At 73.8% G+C, this 17,491-nt stretch carries 17 protein-coding genes; 3 read left to right on the top strand and 14 right to left on the bottom strand.

Annotated elements, in window-relative coordinates; all coding sequences use genetic code 11:
- Positions 1-276: 276 nt before the first annotated feature.
- From ACFCY7_RS21525 to ACFCY7_RS21510, 4 genes are all read right to left on the bottom strand, one after another.
- Positions 277-945, bottom strand: coding sequence for an HAD-IA family hydrolase (locus ACFCY7_RS21525; RefSeq protein ID WP_376487419.1), 669 nt, complete (start codon positions 943-945; stop codon positions 277-279).
- A 143-nt stretch (positions 946-1,088) separates the two neighbouring features.
- Positions 1,089-2,276: a peptidoglycan-binding protein gene (locus ACFCY7_RS21520; protein WP_376487418.1), complete on the bottom strand. Its 1,188-nt coding sequence runs from the start codon at positions 2,274-2,276 to the stop codon at positions 1,089-1,091.
- Between the two features lie 183 nt (positions 2,277-2,459).
- Positions 2,460-2,936, bottom strand: coding sequence for a GNAT family N-acetyltransferase (locus tag ACFCY7_RS21515; RefSeq protein WP_376487417.1), 477 nt, complete (start codon positions 2,934-2,936; stop codon positions 2,460-2,462).
- A gap of 91 nt (positions 2,937-3,027) precedes the next feature.
- Positions 3,028-3,348: an antibiotic biosynthesis monooxygenase family protein gene (locus ACFCY7_RS21510; RefSeq protein WP_376487416.1), complete on the bottom strand. Its 321-nt coding sequence runs from the start codon at positions 3,346-3,348 to the stop codon at positions 3,028-3,030.
- A gap of 12 nt (positions 3,349-3,360) precedes the next feature.
- Here ACFCY7_RS21510 and ACFCY7_RS21505 point away from each other — a divergent pair, with 12 nt between their 5' ends.
- Positions 3,361-4,542 (top strand): serpin family protein, encoded by a 1,182-nt coding sequence (locus tag ACFCY7_RS21505; protein ID WP_376487415.1) that lies wholly within the window; start codon positions 3,361-3,363, stop codon positions 4,540-4,542.
- Positions 4,543-4,599: 57 nt separating this feature from the next.
- Positions 4,600-5,004, top strand: coding sequence for a hypothetical protein (locus tag ACFCY7_RS21500; protein WP_376487414.1), 405 nt, complete (start codon positions 4,600-4,602; stop codon positions 5,002-5,004).
- A 67-nt stretch (positions 5,005-5,071) separates the two neighbouring features.
- Here ACFCY7_RS21500 and ACFCY7_RS21495 read toward each other — a convergent pair whose 3' ends face one another.
- The 3 genes from ACFCY7_RS21495 to ACFCY7_RS21485 all read right to left on the bottom strand — a co-directional run bounded on the left by ACFCY7_RS21495 (position 5,072) and on the right by ACFCY7_RS21485 (position 8,260).
- Positions 5,072-5,740, bottom strand: coding sequence for an O-methyltransferase (locus ACFCY7_RS21495; RefSeq protein WP_376487413.1), 669 nt, complete (start codon positions 5,738-5,740; stop codon positions 5,072-5,074).
- On the bottom strand, positions 5,737-6,861 hold the full coding sequence (locus tag ACFCY7_RS21490) for a DUF2330 domain-containing protein (RefSeq protein ID WP_376487412.1): 1,125 nt from the start codon (positions 6,859-6,861) through the stop codon (positions 5,737-5,739). The genes ACFCY7_RS21495 and ACFCY7_RS21490 overlap by 4 nt, the downstream gene beginning before the upstream one ends.
- 139 nt (positions 6,862-7,000) lie before the next feature.
- On the bottom strand, positions 7,001-8,260 hold the full coding sequence (locus ACFCY7_RS21485; protein WP_376487411.1) for a cytochrome P450: 1,260 nt from the start codon (positions 8,258-8,260) through the stop codon (positions 7,001-7,003).
- 229 nt (positions 8,261-8,489) lie between these two features.
- Between ACFCY7_RS21485 and ACFCY7_RS21480 the strand changes: the two genes are divergently transcribed.
- Entirely contained in the window at positions 8,490-9,659 is a 1,170-nt protein-coding gene (locus ACFCY7_RS21480; protein WP_367825487.1) for a steroid 3-ketoacyl-CoA thiolase, read from the top strand.
- 123 nt (positions 9,660-9,782) lie between these two features.
- On the opposite strand, the gene ACFCY7_RS21475 is transcribed toward ACFCY7_RS21480, so the two are convergent.
- The 7 genes from ACFCY7_RS21475 to ACFCY7_RS21445 form a co-directional block, all read right to left on the bottom strand.
- Positions 9,783-10,874, bottom strand: a complete 1,092-nt coding sequence (locus ACFCY7_RS21475; protein ID WP_376487410.1) for an NAD(P)H-dependent flavin oxidoreductase — start codon at positions 10,872-10,874, stop codon at positions 9,783-9,785.
- A gap of 158 nt (positions 10,875-11,032) precedes the next feature.
- The gene (locus tag ACFCY7_RS21470) at positions 11,033-11,434 is read right to left on the bottom strand and encodes a transglycosylase SLT domain-containing protein (protein WP_376487409.1); all 402 of its coding nucleotides are present in this window, start codon (positions 11,432-11,434) and stop codon (positions 11,033-11,035) included.
- Positions 11,435-11,720: 286 nt separating this feature from the next.
- Entirely contained in the window at positions 11,721-12,614 is an 894-nt protein-coding gene (locus tag ACFCY7_RS21465) for an ECF transporter S component (protein WP_376487408.1), read from the bottom strand.
- 11 nt (positions 12,615-12,625) lie between these two features.
- The gene (locus ACFCY7_RS21460) at positions 12,626-14,329 is read right to left on the bottom strand and encodes an ABC transporter ATP-binding protein (protein WP_376487407.1); all 1,704 of its coding nucleotides are present in this window, start codon (positions 14,327-14,329) and stop codon (positions 12,626-12,628) included.
- A complete protein-coding gene (locus ACFCY7_RS21455; RefSeq protein WP_376487406.1) occupies positions 14,326-15,471 on the bottom strand; it encodes an energy-coupling factor transporter transmembrane component T in 1,146 nt (381 codons plus the stop codon). The genes ACFCY7_RS21460 and ACFCY7_RS21455 overlap by 4 nt, the downstream gene beginning before the upstream one ends.
- Positions 15,468-16,148: an SCO2322 family protein gene (locus tag ACFCY7_RS21450; protein WP_376487405.1), complete on the bottom strand. Its 681-nt coding sequence runs from the start codon at positions 16,146-16,148 to the stop codon at positions 15,468-15,470. The genes ACFCY7_RS21455 and ACFCY7_RS21450 overlap by 4 nt, the downstream gene beginning before the upstream one ends.
- Entirely contained in the window at positions 16,145-17,395 is a 1,251-nt protein-coding gene (locus ACFCY7_RS21445) for a prenyltransferase/squalene oxidase repeat-containing protein (RefSeq protein ID WP_376487403.1), read from the bottom strand. Before ACFCY7_RS21445 ends, ACFCY7_RS21450 begins: the two co-directional genes overlap by 4 nt.
- Between the last annotated feature and the right edge of the window lie 96 nt (positions 17,396-17,491).

The raw sequence follows: 17,491 nt of genomic DNA, 5'->3' as shown, positions 1-17,491 counted from the left end.
GGCGGTTGGCGCGGGCGGCGCGCGGGGGAGGGGCGTTCGTCCGCGTAGGACGGCGGACGGCGTTCGTCCGCGCGAAAGGCCCTGTGCGGGGGAGGGGGTGTTCGTCTGCGCGGAGGGGCCCGGTGGCAGGGGAGGGGTGTTCGTCCGCGCCGGAAGGGCCCCGTGGCGTGGGGCGGGATGTGCGTCTGCGGGAGGAGGGCCCAGTGGCGGCGGCGGGATGTTCGTCCGTGCCGGAAGGGCGCCGCGCGGGGCCCTTCCGGCGGGTCCTCGCGGGGCTTACGGCAGGGTCGTGAGGGTGATCGTGCCGTCGGCCGCGGAGTCGACGCGGAGGTGGGTGAGGTCGGGGACGTGCAGGTCGGGGGCGAAGGCCGCGGCGCGCGGGCCCACGCCCACGATCCGCATGCCGGCCGCGCGGCCGGCCTGGATGCCGGCCTCGGAGTCCTCGAAGACCACGCAGTCGGCGGGGTCGAAGCCGAGGTCCGCCGCGCCCTTGAGGAAGCCCTCGGGGTCCGGCTTGCTGGCCCCGACGCTCTCGGCGGTGATCCGGGTCGCCGGCATGCGGAGCGCGGCCGCGCCCATCCGCGCCTCGGCGAGGGCCGTGTCGGCCGAGGTCACCAGGGCGTGCGGGAGGTCGGCGATCGCGGCCAGGAAGGCGGGGGCGCCGGGGACGGGGACGACGCCGTCGAGGTCGGCGGTCTCCTCGGCGAGCATGACCCGGTTGTCGGCGTGGTTCTCCGCCATCGGGCGGTCCGGGAGGAGGACGGCCATCGTCGCGTACCCCTGGCGGCCGTGGACCACCTTGAGCACCTCGGCCCCGTCGAGGCCCTGTCGGTCGGCCCAGCGTCGCCAGCAGCGCTCGACGACGGCGTCCGAGTTGACGAGGGTGCCGTCCATGTCGAGGAGGAGGGCGCGGGCGGTGAGCGTTGCCGGGGTGACGGCGGGCATCGGGTCTCCAGAGGGGTGGTGCGGAGAACGAAGCGGTCCCGCCCACCGGTCAGGGATTGCGGGCGGGGCCACTTTGTTTTTCCACGATACAAAACCGGGGGCCGACTTGGCCAACCCGTCCGCCCCTCGGGATCGCGAACGCCTCAGATGTCGGGCGTGGCCGCTTCCAGATGGCTGCGCGTGAAGGCCCCGTACACGCCCTCGGGGTCCGTCTGCGGGTACAGCCAGCGCTGGTACGCGGCCACCGCCTCCTCGACCTCCCTGTTGTACTTCCCGTTGATGCGGCCGTCGTAGATCCACAGCGCCTGCAGCCGCAGCTGGAGCTCGCGCACCTCCGGCCCGTTGGCGCCGAGGCTCAGCGTGACCCCTGCCTCCTCCGTCTCCTGGGGCGGCTGTGCGGACGCGGTGGAGGTCGTCGGAGCCGTCGTGGGGGCCGTCGGGGTGGCCGGCGGCGCGACCGCGCCCGACGTCGACGGGCTGGGGCTCGTGGTCGTGCGGGTCGCGGACGGGGTCGGGGAGGGTGACGCCGACGTCCGGTCCGGGGTGGGGGAGGAGGACGGCTCCTGGCTCGTCGAGGAGGGGGACGGCGCCTCCGACACCGCGACGTTCAGGGACGCGCTCGTCGTCACCTCGGGCACCGCCGCCCGGTCGTCGGTCTCGTCCCCACCGCCCAGGACGGCCGCCGCGAGCGCCGCGGTCCCCGCCACGGCGACGGCCGCCACCGCCGCGACCACCACACCGCGCCGACGCCCCCGCGCCCGCTCCCCGCCGTGCGTCGGCGGCACCTCGCCGACCCCGCGCAGCAGCAGCGGCATCGTCTCGGACGGATCGCCCCCGGCGCCGGGGTAAGCGCCGTGCGCCGGGTGCGTGCTGCTCGGGTGCGCACCGGGGTGGGGCTCTGCCGGGTACGTGCCGGGGTGGGGCTCCGCCGGGTACGTGCCGGAGCCGTACGCGTCGGAGTCGTACGCGTTGGGGCCGTGCGTGCCGGAGCCGTACGCGTCGGGGCCGTCCATCCGGATCGCCGCCAGCTGGGCGGTCGGCGGGTCGTCCGTCGTGTACGCGGGAAGGAACGCCGTCGCGTCGGCGTCCGGGCTCGCGGGCCCGGCAGCATACGGCGCCTTCGGGTCACCGGACGCGGGCCCGGCACCGTACGGCGCCGCCACGGCCTGGCCGGCCGCGGGGTGCGGGCCCGCCGGGCCGTCGGACGCGTCGAGCGTCACGTACGGCCTGATCCGCAGCGGATCGAAGTCCTCGGCCGCGGCTATCTCCGCCTGGACGCAGGCGCAGCCAGGTCTGTGTACACCGCATTCAGGACAGACGTGTCCGGTCATGATGGGTCCCCTCCCCGATACAACTGCGAGCGATTATGCAGCCCACCCCTTTCTGGTGGGTGAACAGGTGTGCCCTTCCGCAGTCATAACCGGACATTCGGGCCAGGGGGGAGGGGTCGCTCAGGGGGGAGGGGAGTCCAGGGAGAGGGGGCTGGGGAGGGGCGCCCCCTCCCGCGGGGGCGCTCAGAGCTCCTTGCCGTACCAGATGTCCATGTACGGACCCGTGCAGTACGCCGGGATCTCCGCGTAGCCGTGCCGTGTGTACAGCGCGCGCGCCTCGACCAGGTCGAGGCGCGTGTTGAGGACCATCCGGCGTGCTCCGAGCGCGCGGGCCGCGTCTTCGAGCCCGTCCATCAGGATGCCGGCGCCGCCGGTCCCGCGGAACGCGTGGCGCAGGAACACCCGTGTCAGCTCGGCGCGTTCGGCGTCGAGGAGGAGTACCCCGCCGCATGCGGCCGGCTTGCCGTCGTACCGTCCCACCAGGAACTGCCCGGTCGGCGGGGTCAGTTGCTCGACGCCGTCGTCCGTGAGCCACTCGTCGATCTCGGCCTCGGTGGCGGGCCGCTTCCAGTAGCGGCCCGCCACGTCGCCGAGGTAGTCGCGCCGCAGGGCGGTCGCGTCCGGGGTGCCGACGTGCTCGGGGGAGAAATTCCAGGTCATGGGGCCATTGTGCGTCCTGCACGACCGGTCTCGCCGCCGAATTTCCTCGGCTTGATCCGGCTGGATCCTTCTTGCTCCGGCTTGCTCCGGCCTACTTCGGCGACGCCTGCTGGACGACGTCGAAGGACCACAGCGTCGAGCCGGAAGCCGCCGGCTTCGGGCGCTCGCCCCCTTCGCCGCCGCCCTGGTGCGCGGCCTGCATGGAACCGCTCATCCACGCCTGGAAGTCCTCCTCGCTGCGCCACCGGGTGTACACCAGGTACTGGTCCGTGCCCTCCACCGGGCGCAGCAGCTCGAACCACTCGAACCCGTCGGACCCCTCCACGGCCCCGGCCCGAGCGGCGAACCGCTGTTCGAGCACCTCGCGCTGCTCGGTGGGAACGGTCAGGACGTTGATCTTCACGATGCTCATAGGGGGCAGGATATGACGACCCGTGGACCCGCCGACTTCCCGGCACACGCGATCCGGGCACTGGCCGCGCGGTGGATCCCGCGGCTCGGGGACGACGACTTCGTGGTGTCGCCGGTGGGGTTGTGGCTGGCGCTGGGGGCGGTGGCGTCGGGGGCGCGGGGGGCGACGGCACGGGAGTTGGGGGAGTTGCTGGGCGTCGAGGGGGAGGCGGCCGCCGAGGCCGTGACCCTCGTCGGGCGGCGGCTCGCGGCGACGGGCGGGGTGGCGGTGGCGACCGGGGTGTGGAGCACGGTGCCGGTGCTCGACGCGTTCAAGCGGGGGTTGCCCGGGGTGCGGTTCGGGGTGTTGCCGGGGGCGGTGTGGTTCGCGTTGCCGGAGGGGGTGCTCGGGGCGACGGACGACGTGTCGCCGGGCGAGGTTCCGGACGCGCAGAAGGAGCTGGACGCGTGGGTGCGGGAGGCGACCGGGGGGCGGATCGAGGGGCTGCCGCTGGATCTGGACGGGTCCGAGGACCTGGTGCTGCTCAACGCGCTGGCGCTCAAGGCCTCCTGGCTGACGGCGTTCGAGGGGCGGCTGACCCGTGAGGAGCCGTTCACCGACGGGTACGGCGACACCTGGCGGGTGCCGACCATGCGGAAGCGGATTCCGGCGTCGTGGGTCTGGTCCGTGGGCGGGGTGACGGTGGTGGAGCTGCCCTGTGCGGGGGAGGGCGCCGGGGGGCCCGTCGTGCGGTTCGTGCTGGGGGCGGCGGGGGACGGGCCCGGTGAGGCGCTGCCGGCGGCCTGGGCGGGGCCGGGGGAGCGGAGGGCGCTCGCGGCCGAGTCGGCCGACCTGGCGCTGCCGCGCTTCGCCCTGCGGACGAAGACCGACGCCAAGGAGCAGCTGGCCGCGCTCGGCCTCGACCGGGCGATGCGTCCCGAGGCCGACTTCTCGGGGCTGTCGGCGGCGGACCTTTTCATCGACAAGGTGGTGCAGGAGGCGGTGGTCGAGGTCGCCGAGGAGGGCGTCGAGGCGGCGGCCGTCACGCAGGTGACGATGACCCGTGGTGCGGCGGCGCCCCGGCACGGAGTGGTGGAGCGGATCGCGTTCGACCGGCCGTTCGGGGTGGTGGTGCTCGACGGCGCGGGCGAGGTGCCGCTCTTCGCCGGGTGGCGGTCCAGCGCCCCGCTTGACGATTCCGGTCGGCGGGCGTAGTCCGGAATAGGGGTGTCTGTCGGGTTCTGGAGGGGGGGCGCGGAGAGGAGTCTCACCATGCTCGGTGAGCAGATCGGCACGCTTTCGGGAGAGATGACGGGAATACGGGTGCTGTCCACGGGCGGCGGTCACGCCGTCACGGAGGCCTCGTTCCAGGCGACGGGCAAGTTGCTCGGTGCGGACATCAAGGACATGGGGACGTACGAGTCGGCCCTGCAGGCCGATGGCTCGCTCTTCGGTGAGGGCCAGGGGATCAGCATGACCGAGGACGGGCAGACGATCACCTGGCACGGCACCGGTGTGGGACGGTTCAACGAATCCGGCGGGGTGGACTGGCGGGGTGCCGTCTTCTACGAGACCACCGCCGCCGACTTCATCCGGCTCAACGGGACCGCGGCGGTGTTCGAGTTCGACACCGAGGGCAGCGGGAAGGTGAGGGGCGCGATCTACGAGTGGAAGTAGCGCCCCACCCATCCCCGTTCCAGGGCCTGTCGTCACATTCCCGTCCGCCCCGCGACCCCGCCTGGCCCTAGTCGACGACGCGCGCCAGCAGCAGGCCGTCGTAGCCCTTCGTGCCGACCGTCTGGAAGGCGGTCGCGTCCAGGCGGGGCTCGCCGGCGACCAGGTCGAACATGGCGCGGGTGCCGGTGATGGCCGGGTCGTCGGGGTGCGGGGTGGCCACCTTGCCGTTGCGCACCACGTTGTCGACGATGATCACCGTGCCCGGGCGGGAGAGCTTGAGGGCCCAGGTCACGTAGTGCGGGTTGTTGACCTTGTCGGCGTCGATGAAGACGAGGTCGAAGGGGCCGGCGCCCTCCGCTTCCAGTCGCGGCAGCGAGTCGAGGGCCGCGCCCGTGCGGACCTCGACGATCTTGGCGAGGCCGGCGTGGGCGATGTTGGCGCGGGCGACGTCGGCGTGGGCGGGGTCGTACTCGAGGGTGATCAGCCGGCCGTCGGCGGGCAGGGCGCGGGCGAGCCAGATGGTGCTGTAGCCGCCGAGGGTGCCGATCTCCAGGATGCTGCGGGCGCCCTGCATCAGGGCCAGCAGGTGGAGGAGCTTGCCCTGGTTGGGGGCGACGGCGATCTCGGGCAGGCCGGCGGCGGTGGACGCGGCGAGCGCGGCGGTGAGGGCCTCGTCGTCGGGGCTGATCGTGTCGGCGAAGTAGTGGTCGACCGCGGTCCACTGAGGGTTCGTCATGCGGCCGAACGTACACCGGCGACGAGCCGCGACCGGCGCCTTTTCGCCCGTACGGCGAGGAGCGTCGTGAGGGCGGCGAGCAGCAGTCCGCCGCCCGCGGTGAGGAGCCAGGCGGGGATGCCGTCGCCGACCGTGAGGAGCCGGTCGGTGTAGACGACTTCGCGGTACGGGGTGTCGGCGACGGCCCGCAGGTGGTGGTCGTCGTCGATCCGCTCGGGGTGCGGGAACCTCTGCTCCAGGGCGGTCAGCCGGACCGGGGTGCCGCCGGTGAACAGGGCGAGGGCGTGGCTCTCGTCGCCGGCGATCCGGCCCGCGAAGGTCACTTCGGGGCGGTCGCCGCCGATGGCGGAGCGAGGCTCCATCCGGTGGTCGGCGAGGATGTAGAGGCCGAGGGTCTGCGGTGTCGCCGCGAGGCGGGAGAGCCGCATGGGGTAGACGAGTTCGGGGGAGGCGAACCTGATCCGGAGGGGGGTCAGGTTGCCGTGGAGGGCGGCGCCGTTCTCCTCGGGGGCGATGCGGACGGCGACGTACTCCCACTTTCGGTCGACGTACGGCTGGAGGGCGCCGGGGAGCCGTTCGGGGAGTTCGAAGCCGTTGGCGTGCAGCCAGTCGCCGAGCGCCTCGGGGTCGGTGGCGGTCAGCCGGGCCACGTCGAAGGGGCCGAGGCGGCCGCGGCCGACGACGCCGACACCGGGGCCGGGGGCGGCCGGGGCGGCGCCGGCCGCCCCGTCGCCCCACGGGTTGTCGAACGGCCAGTCGCCCTCGCGCGGCCAGAAGTAGTACCGGTCGCGTTCCTCGGGTGCGGTGAGGGACGCGAGCGCGTCGAAGAGGGCGGACTCGCCGAGGGTGACCTCGGCGCGGCTCGGCACCGGCATGATCCAGGCGGCCTTCCTGGCGTTCCCGTGGACGTCGAACCGCATGGCGACGGTCTCGGTGCGGCCGTCCCAGTGGACGGCCGACTCCTCGCGGTCGACGCCGATGCGCTCGGACTTGTCCGGGATCATCGCGCCGCATCCGCAGGCGTACGCCGGTGCGACGAGCGAGCCGAGCTGGAGCGCGAGCAGCGCGATGAGTGTGGTCAGGATTCTGGTGGCCGGATTGCTTCCGTGTGTCCCCCGCATGTGGGGTCGGACGCGCCCGGTGATGATCCGGTTCCGGGGGAACGGAGGACGGGGGAAGGGGGGGATGGGGGAACGGGGGAACGGGGGAACGGGGGAACGGGGGAACGGGGGAACGGGGGAACGGGGAGCGGTGCAGGGGTCAGGCGGGGGTCCTGACCCGGAGTTCCTTCACCCCGTTCAGCCAGGCGGCCCGGAGTCGGCGCGGTTCGCCGGCGAGGGTGAGGTCGGGCAGGGTGTCGGCGATGGCGTTGAAGATCAGCTCGATCTCCTTGATCGCGAGGGACTTGCCGAGGCAGAAGTGGGGTCCGCCGCCGCCGAAGCCGAGGTGGGGGTTGGGGTCGCGGGTGATGTCGAAGCGTTCGGGGTCGGTGAAGACCTCGGGGTCGTTGTTGGCGGAGGAGTAGAAGAGTCCGACCCGGTCGCCCTTGGCGATCTTCTGTCCGCCGATCTCGGTGTCCTGGGTCGCGGTCCGCTGGAAGGAGACGACGGGGGTCGCCCAGCGGACGATCTCCTCGGCGGCGGTCGCGGGGCGCTCGCGCTTGAAGAGCTCCCACTGGTCGGGGTGGGTGAGGAAGGCGTGCATGCCGTGGCTGATGGCGTTGCGGGTGGTCTCGTTGCCGGCGACGGCGAGGAGGAGCACGAAGAAGCCGAACTCGTCGGAGGAGAGGTTGCCCTGTCCCTCGGCGGCGACGAGCTGGCTGACGATGTCGGCGGCGGGGCACTCCTTGCGGGCCGCGGCCATGTTCATCGAGTAGCCGATGAGCTCCATGGCGGCCTCGGCGCCGATCTCCTCGGTGATGGCGTACTCGGGGTCGTCGTAGGCGACCATCTTGTTCGACCAGTCGAAGATCCGGGAGCGGTCCTCCTGGGGGACGCCGATGAGTTCGGCGATGGCCTGGAGGGGCAGTTCGACGGCGACGCGGGTGACGAAGTCGAAGGTGCCGTCGGCGTCCGCGCCGCGCTTCGCCTCGGCGACGATGGCGCGGGCGCGGTCGCGCAGCGCGGTCTCCAGGTTCCGTATCGCGCGGGGGGTGAAGCCGCGCTGGACGATCTGGCGGACCCGGGTGTGCTCGGGCGGGTCCATGTTGAGCATGATCAGTTTCTGGACCTCGATCTGGTCCCGGGTGATGTGCTCGTTGAAGCGGATGACCGCGGTGTTCTCGTTCGAGGAGAACAACTCGGGGTGGGTGGAGACGTACTTGACGTCCGCGTGGCGCGTGACGGCCCAGTACCCGCCGTCCTCGAAGCCGGTGATGCCGGCCGGCTGGGGGCACCACCAGACGGGTGCGGTCTGCCGCAGCCGGGCGAACTCGGGGAAGGGGACGCGGTCCCGGAGCAGATCGGGGTCGGTGGCGTCGAACCCGTCGGGGAGCCCTTCGGGGAGATGGGGGCAGGGCATCGGCAACACTCTCCATATCTGATGGGCCATCAGAAGTTGTCGGGAAAGTTAGTAACGAGTTCTACAAGTAGCAAGGGGCGGAGCGGGAACTGTTGCGTCCCGGACCCTTGCGTACCGGCGGTAGCAGTCATAAGACTGCACTCAGAACTAGAACGCGTACTAGTTCCCCCGTGACGCCGACCGACCGGGGCGCCGGGACACCCCGTCCGGTCGAGGAGAGGACGAGCTCATGGCCGCGGAACCCGTCATCGTCGAAGCCGTACGCACCCCCATCGGCAAGCGCGGAGGCGCGCTCGCCAACCTCCACCCCGCCTACCTCCTGGGCGAGACCTACCGCGAACTCCTCGGCCGCACCGGCATCCACGCCGACTGCGTCGAGCAGATCGTCGGCGGTACGGTCACCCACGCCGGCGAGCAGTCCATGAACCCCGCGCGCACCGCCTGGCTCACCATGGGCCTGCCGTACGAGACGGCCGCCACCACGGTCGACTGCCAGTGCGGCTCCTCTCAGCAGGCCAGCCACATGGTCGCCAACATGGTCGCGGCCGGCGTCATCGACATCGGGATCAGCTGCGGCGTCGAGGCCATGTCCCGCGTCCCGCTCGGCTCGGGATCCAAGCACGGCCCCGGTAAGCCGTTCCCCGACGAGTGGAACGTCGACCTGCCCAACCAGTTCGAGGCCGCCGAGCGCATCGCCCGCCGCCGCGGCCTCACCCGCGAACGCGTCGACTCGCTCGGCCTGCTCTCCCAGGAACGCGCCGCCGTCGCCTGGTCCGAGGAGCGCTTCAAGCGCGAGACCTTCGCCGTCCAGGTCCCCACCACCGAGGCCGAACAGGCCGCAGGACAGGGCATGTGGCGGCTCGTCGACCGCGACGAGGGCCTCCGCGACACCACCATGGAGGGCCTCGGCCGACTCAAGCCCGTCATGCCCGCCGCGATCCACACGGCGGGCAACTCCTCCCAGATCTCCGACGGCGCCTCCGCCATCATGTGGGCCTCCAAGCGCATGGCCCGCGCCCTCAAGCTCCGCCCCCGCGCCCGGATCGTCGCCCAGGCCCTCGTCGGCGCCGACCCGCACTACCACCTCGACGGGCCGGTCGACGCGACCCGCGCGGTCCTCGGCAAGGCCGGCATGAGCCTCAAGGACATCGACCTCGTCGAGATCAACGAGGCCTTCGCCTCCGTGGTGTTGAGCTGGGCGCAGGTCTTCGACCAGGACCTGGAGAAGGTCAACGTCAACGGCGGCGCCATCGCCCTCGGACACCCCGTCGGGGCCACCGGCGCCCGGCTCATCGCCACCGCCCTGCACGAACTGGAGCGCTCCGACAAGGAGTTCGCCCTCATCACGATGTGCGCGGGCGGGGCTCTCGCCACCGGCACGATCATCCAGCGCCTCTGACCCGTCCGCTGACCCGTCCGTTCGGCGAGCGGGCCGTCGGTCCGCGGTCCTGACCGTCCGCTCGGCGGGCGCGCCGCCGGTCGGTGGCCTCGACCGTGCCGCGTCCGCCCCGGGAGCGGGCCGTCACCCCGTGGCCTCCACCGTCTGCTCGACGAGCGCGGTGAGGTACGCGGCGGCCGGGGGCGACGCCGGTGCGAGCGCGGCGGCCTGGCCGGCCCAGAGGTTCACGTACTCGGGCCGGCCCTGCTCGGCGGCGGCCCGGCGGATGGGCTGCATCAGCGCGTTCTGCACGGGGTACGGCGGTACGTGCTCCTCGTGGGCGGCCATGTCCCGGACGAAGCCGTTCGGGATGCCCCGGGCCGTACGCCCCGAGAACAGTCGGGTCAGCACGGTCGTGCGGGCCTCCGGGGTGCCGAGGATCCGCCGGTGGGCGTCACTCGCCCCCGACTCGCTCGCGGCCAGGAACCCGGTGCCGATCTGGACGGCGTCCGCGCCGAGCGCGAGTGCGGCGGCGATCCCGCGCCCGTCGGCGATCCCGCCCGCCGCCACCACCGGGACGGACACCGCGTCCGCCACCTGCGGGACGAGGGAGAAGGTGCCGACCAGGGATTCCCGCACCGGTCGCAGGAACGCGCCCCGGTGGCCGCCCGCGTCGCTGCCGGAGGCGACGACCGCGTCCACCCCGGCCCGCTCCAGGGCCACCGCCTCGTCGACCGTGGTCGCCGTGCCGACCACGACGATCCCGCGCCGCCGGGCCTCCGCGACCAGCCGGCGCGGCGGCGGACCCATGACCAGGCTGATCACGGGCGGGGCCGCCGCGAGCAGCGCGTCGAGCTGCTCGTCGAAGTCCGGCCACGCCCGTACGTCCTCCGGGCCGGGCGCCCGTACGCCCAGTTCCTCGTAGTACGGCCGCAGGCGCTCGACGTGCTCGGCGAGCGCGGACGCCGGGAGCCCGTGCTCCTCGCCCTCCAGCGGCACCCACAGGTTCACGGCGAACGGGCGGTCGGTGGCCGCGCGGAGCCCGGCCACCAGGGCGGTGATCTCCTCGGGGGTGTGGATGTGCGCCCCGTACGAGCCGAGGCCGCCGCCCTCGGAGACGGTCGCCGCGAGCTCGACGGAGGACAGGCCGCCGCCGAAGGGTCCCTGCACGATCGGGAGCGCGACGCCGACGAGCTCGCCGAACCGGCCGGGGGAAAGGGTGGGGGGCGCGGGCACGGTCAACCTCCGGGGTCGCGGCGGGAGCCGTGGGTCCGCCGATGCCGGAATGCTAGACGACCGGTCTACTAAAAATCCACAGCGGAAAACGCCGCAGGCCCCGCCCCTCCGAGCGGAGGGCGGGGCCTTGCGGATGCGCTGTGCGGCGGCAGGTTCTCTTAGTACCAGCCGTTGGCCTGCCAGAACGCCCAGGCGGCGTTCGGGGAGCCGTAGCGCTCGTTCATGTAGTTCAGACCCCACTTGATCTGCGTGGCCGGGTTGGTCTTCCAGTCGGAACCGGCCGAGGACATCTTCGAGGCCGGCAGGGCCTGGACCAGGCCGTAGGCGCCGCTGGACGAGTTGGTCGCGGTGTGGTTCCAGTGCGACTCGTGCTCGACGATCTTGCTGAAGGACGCGTACTGCGAGGCGGGGACGATCTCACGAGCGAGCTCCTGCGGGCTGGCGGCCGAAGCCGAGCCCGTCGTGCCGAGCACCGCACCCGACGCACCCAGCAGCACGGCTGCGGTGACGGCGAAGGTCTTCTTGCGGGCGGCGACACGAGTGGTGAGCGAGCTGATCAACGTTTCTACCTAACGTCGGGTACAAGGGCCGCGCCAGGCGATTTCGGCAAGCCGGAACCAGAGCCCGGGAGACCCGGGAACTGGGGGAACCGGCCGTCCGAGGCGCTGTGGTGAGCACCGGCTGCCTGGCGACGTCCACTAGACAAGCAGCCGCGGCGGGGCCGGGGCAAGGACCCCGAATACGAGGCAGGTTCGGACCCGGGCGGAACGTCCCGCAGGGCAGGTCGGCAGGTTTCCGCAGGTCATGGCCGGGTCTGGGGCGGTTTGGGCGGGTACCGCCGCTCTACTATTCCGACTCGTACGTGACGTAGGTCCTGTGGGGCGCCTCACCCGGAGCGGGCCCTTTCCGGGCCTTGAATGTGACCTGGGCCTCGAAGTTCGCCCGCCGCGTGGCCCGCCGAAGCGCCCGGAGCAGCGTGCCGCCGACGGTCAGCGTCAGGACCACGGTCAGCGCGGCCCGGCCCAGGTCCCAACCGAGGGACGTGGCCAGGACGTACGCCAGGAACCGGACCAGGTTCTCGTCCAGCGGGGCGCCCGGCTGGAAGGACACCCCGGAACCCAGGCCCTGGAGCAGGACCCAGCCCTGCAGGTTCATGACCGTGCCGTACGCGAACGCCGCCACGAAGCCGTACGCCGACAGCATCAGCAGCTCGCCCCGGCCCCGCAGGCCCCGCGCCCCGGGGAGCAGACCCGCCCCCATCGTGAACCAGCCCATCGACAGCATCTGGAACGGCATCCACGGGCCCACCCCGCCCGTCAGCAGGGCGGACGCGAACATCGTCACCGAGCCGAGGACGAAACCGAACCCCGGCCCCAGGACCCGACCGCTCAGCACCATCAGGAAGAACATCGGCTCCAGACCGGCCGTCCCCGCCCCCAGCGGGCGCAGCGCCGCCCCCACCGCGGCGAGCACCCCCAGCATCGCCACCGCCTTCGCGTCCATCCCGCAGTCCGCGATCGTCGCCACCACCACCGCGACCAGCAGCGGCAGCAGCGCCGCGAACAGCCACGGCGCGTCCCCGGCGTGCGACGTGACCGCCGAACCGGCGTCCGCGAACAGCGGCCAGCAGAACGCGATCACCCCGATCACGGAGACCAGGACGAGCGCGGTCACGGAACGCGGTCCGAGGCGGACCGGGCGAGCGGCCCCGGGCCGGGAGCTCGCGGCCCTGGTCCTCATCGGCCCCGCCCTCACAGCGCCGCCTCCACCTGTTCGACCGTGAGCCAGTGCTGGGGCGCGAGGATCTTCGCGATCTGCGGCGAGAACGCCGGCGACGAGACGACGACCTCGGCCGTCGGGCCGTCCGCCACCACCTCGCCGTCCGCGATGATCACCACCCGGTGCGCCAGCTCCGCCGCCAGCTCCACGTCGTGCGTGGCCAGCACGATCGCGTGCCCGTCCGCCGCGAGACCCCGCAGATGGGCGACCAGCCGCGCCTTCGCCGCGTAGTCCAGACCCCGGGTCGGCTCGTCGAGCAGGAGGAGCGGCGGGCGGCCGGTGAGGACCACGGCCAGCGCGAGCGCGAGGCGCTGGCCCTCGGACAGGTCCCGCGGGTGCGTGCCGGCCGTCACCCCCGGCAGCAGCTCCTCCACCAGCGCGCGGCAGGTGCCCGGCTCCGCGTCCGCGTCCTCGTCCGCCGCCGCGCACTCGGCCGAGACCGTGTCCGCGTACAGCAGGTCGCGCGGCTCCTGCGGGACCAGGCCCACGTGGCGGATCAGCTCGCGCGGGTCCGTGGTGTGCGGGGTGCGGCCCGCGATCCGGACGGTGCCGGTGGTCGGGGCGATCATGCCGACGAGGGTGGAGAGGAGGGTGGACTTGCCGGCGCCGTTGCGGCCCATGAGGGCGATGGTCTCGCCCGGGGTGACCTGGAGGTCGATGCGGCGGAGGGCTTCGACGCGGCCGCGGCGTACGCCCAGGGCGGTGGTGCGGAGGAGAGGGGCGGGATCGGTGGGGGTGGTGGGGTGGGTGCGGCGCCGACGGAAGAAGGGGAATCCCCCACCCGGCCCCTTCCCGGAACCGGGGGCGCCGCCCCCGGACCCCCGCACCTCGAACGCCGGCGGGGCCGGGGTCCGCGGCCCCGCCGGGACCTGTCCCTCCAGTAGTCCCTTCAGCTCGCCCGACCTCCGCCGTGCGTCCCGCACCGTGAGGGGCAGCGGGGACCATCCGGCCAGGCGGCCGAGGGCCACCACCGGCGGGTGCACCGGAGAGACGGCCATGATCTCGGCCGGGGGGCCCATCGCGGCCTCGGGGAGGAGGAGGACCTGGTCGGCGTACTGGACGACGCGTTCGAGGCGGTGTTCCGCGAGGAGGACGGTCGTGCCCAGGTCGTGGACGAGGCGTTGGAGGACGGCGAGGACGTCCTCGGCGGCGGACGGGTCGAGGGCGGAGGTGGGTTCGTCGAGGACGAGGACCTTGGGGTGGGGGGTGAGGACGGAGCCGATGGCGACGCGCTGGCGCTGGCCGCCGGAGAGGGTGGCGAGGGGGCGGTCGCGGAGTTCGGCGAGGCCGAGGAGGTCGAGGGTCTCCTCGACGCGGCGGCGCATGACGGCAGGGGGGAGGCCGAGGGACTCCATGCCGTAGGCGAGCTCGTCCTCGACGGTGTCGGTGACGAAGTGGGCGGAGGGGTCCTGGCCGACGGTGCCGACGAGGTCGGCGAGCTCGCGGGGCGGGTGGGTGCGGGTGTCGCGGCCGTCGACGGTGACGCGGCCGGTGAGGGTGCCGCCGGTGAAGTGGGGGACGAGGCCGGAGACGGCGCCGAGGAGGGTGGACTTGCCCACGCCGGAAGGGCCGACGAGGAGGACGAGTTCGCCTTCGGGGACGGTGAGGTCCACGTTCCGGAGGGTGGGCGCGGTGGCGTCCTCGTACGTCACGGAGACGTTGTCGAAGCGGATCACGTGCTCTCCTTGGGGACGGGCGCGACGAAGGCCGGGAGGAGGCCGAGGAGGATCGACGCGGCCGGCCAGAGCGGCAGCTCGGGCGCTTCGAGGGGGACGACGCCGGGGTGGAGGGCGTCGGGAGCGGAGGAGTTCGCCAGGATCACGAGGGCGGCGACGGCGATGCCGGAGCCGGCGACGAGCCAGGACCGGGCGCCCCAGTGGTCGGGCCGGTAGCGGGTGCGGAGGGTGCGGCGGCCGCCGAGGCGGAGGCCGCCCAGGGCGGCGAGGAGTCCGACACCGAGGAGCGGGAGCCCGTATCCGGCGCCTTCCGCGGCGAGGAGTCCGTACGAGCCGGCGCAGATGCCGAGCAGGCCCCCGACGGTGAGGACGTCGGTGGTGCGGCGGACGGCGGCGGGGACGTGGGCCGTGCGGCCGTAGCCGCGCGCGTCCATGGAGGCGGCGACGGCGATCGACCGTTCCAGGGCGCCTTCGAGGACGGGCAGTCCGATCTGGAGGACGGCCCGCACGCCGCCGGTGGGGCGGCCGCGGAGGCGGCGGGCGGTCCGCAGCCGGACGACGTCGGCGACCATGTTCGGCGCGAAGGTCATCGCCACGACGACGGCGACCCCGGCCTCGTAGAGCGCTCCCGGCAGCGACTTGAGCAGCCGGGCCGGGTTGGCCAGGGCGTTCGCCGCGCCCACGCAGATCAGCAGGGTCGCCAGCTTGGCGCCGTCGTACAGCGCGAACACCAGCTGCTCGGCCGTCACCCGGCCGCCGATCCGCACGCCCTGCGCCCAGTCGGGCAGCGGCACCTCGGGCAGGGTGAACAGGAGGTGCGTGCCCGGGATGGGGGAGCCGAGCAGCAGGGAGAAGGCCACCCGCAGGGCGACGACGAACAGCCCGAGCTTCACGAACGCGCCGTACGAGCGGGCCCAGGGCGCGTCCGTGCGGCGGGCCGCGACGACGTATCCGGCGACCCCGACGAGCAGGCCGAGGACGAGCGGGTTGGTGGTGCGGGAGGCGGCCACGGCCAGCCCGAGCGCCCACAGCCACCAGGCTCCGGCGTGCACGGCGTTCGCCCGGCTCGCCTCGGGCGCGGCGAACGCGACCCTCGGGGCGAACCGGGACGTGAGGGCGGAGCGGCTACGGACGGGGCTCATCCGCGACGGCGGGCCTTCCAGACCGCGGCGCCGCCGAGGGCCAGGACGGCCGCGCCGCCGGCGAGCACGCCGAAGGACGGGCCGCCGCCGTGCGCGGGGGCCGCGGCGGGGGTGGGCGCGGTGGGGGCGGCGGATCCCGGGGCCTGCTCGGCGACCTGCTCGCCGCAGCCCCGCGCCGGGTATCCGGCGATCCCGCAGAGCATGGCCGCGCTGTCGTACCGCAGCGGCTTCGCCACCGCGGCCAGCGCCTCCGCGCCCGTCGCGTCCTCGGAGACCTCCGCGCAGCCGACCTTGATCGGCTCGGCCGGTGGGGTCTCGCCGGGCGGGGCGTCCGCGGGGCCGCCGAAGTCGACGACGACCGCGACCCGCTTGCCGCCGTCCTTCTTCTCCACGCCCCCGCATATGCCCGCGAAGTCGGGCGCGAGGGCCGGCCGGGAGGTGTCGCTGGTGCCCTGGCTGATCGCGAAGCGGAAGCCGATGGCGTCGCCGTCGGCGGGCCGCGCGGTCGCGGGGCCCTGCGTGGCGTACGCCCAGGGCTTCCCGCCGGAGCTCTCCCAGAACGACCAGTAGCGGTATCCGGCGGCCTGGGCCGGGGCGGCCGCGACGGCGGTGAGGGTCAGCAGCGCCCCGGCCGCGGCGCCCGCGACCCGGGCGCCCGTCCTGCCGGTCGCTCTCACTTCTTGCGGCCGCTCACGAGGAAGCCGATGCCGACGCCGACGACCATGCCGATGCCGATGATCCACCAGATGTCGAAGCCGGAGTCCTCGTCGTCGCTGGTGGAGGAGGCGGAGGTGTCGGGGGTCTTCGGCGCGGGGCCGGTGGCGTTGAGCTGCTCGACCAGGTCCGCCGTGCCGAACTCGCGGGGGTCGGTGTCCGTGGCGCGGGCGGCCAGGATCAGCTGCGCGTAGGCGGCGGGGCCGCTCTGCTTCGCCCAGGCGGCGGAGTTCTTCTCCAGCCACTCCAGGGCGGGCTTCGCCTCCTTGGCGGCGCCGGCCGCGGCGAGGGCGACGACCGCGTCGGCGGTGTTGCCGACGTCCGGCTTCTCGGTGGTGTCGGTGGCGCCGGGCATCGGCGGGGTGGTGAGGTGGCCGGTCTTCGCGAGGGCCTTCGCCAGGTAGGAGGCGCCGTTGAGGGCGGCCCGCTCGGCGGTCGGCTTCGTCGGGTCGGTGCAGGCCGGCGGCTGCTCGGGGGAGGCCTTGGTGGCGACGATGCTCTTGCCGAGTCCGGCGAGGGTGGCGGCGGCGGTGGCGTCGGCGTTCGCGAGGAGCTTGCCCGCCTTGTCCGGCTGGTAGGCGAACGCGCCGGCGCCGTCCTGGTCGGAGCAGGGCAGCGCGAAGGAGAGGAGCGCGTCGTACGGGGTGCGGCCGTCGGCGGAGGCGTACGAGCCGGGCTTCACGCCGGTCGCGGCGAGCGCGCCGACGACGATCGAGGTGGAGTTGGCGTCGCTGGCGCCGCCGGTGCTGTAGCCCCAGCCGCCGTCCTTGTTCTGCACGGTCTTCAGCCAGGCGGAGCCGGCCTTGACGGCCTGGTCGACCTTCTCGGGGGCGGCGGCCTGGCGGCGGACGGCGCCGAGCGCCTGGACGGCGACGGCGGTGGCGTTGGTGTCCCGCATCGTCTTCGCGTCGCAGGGCGCCGTCGCGTCCGCGCGGTAGGCGGCGAACGAACCGTCCGCGCACTGCTGGCCGATCAGCCAGTCCACGGCCTGGTCGGCGGGCTGGTAGCCGGTGGCGCGCTGGGCGAGGAAGGCGAGCGACTGGCGCCAGACACCGTCGTACGTCGGGTCCGCCGTGCCGTACAGGCCGGCGGGCAGCTTGCCGGCGGAGGGGGTCGGCGAGGGTGCGGCGGCGGCCGGGACGGCTGCTGCGGTGCCGAGTACGACTGCGGCGGCGGCGAGCGCGGCGGCGCCGCGGCGGACGGTGTTCATGGGGCCCTCTCCTGCGGCCGGGCACCGGCACGCCTCGGGGGCACCAGGCTCCGGCTCCGTGTTTCCTCGACGGTGCCGGCGGTCACGTCCCGGGCG

The sequence above is a fragment of the Streptomyces sp. NPDC056361 genome, assembly GCF_042262805.1.
In the GTDB taxonomy this organism is placed as follows: Bacteria; Actinomycetota; Actinomycetes; order Streptomycetales; family Streptomycetaceae; genus Streptomyces.
This window is presented reverse-complemented; position numbering and strand designations above follow the sequence as displayed.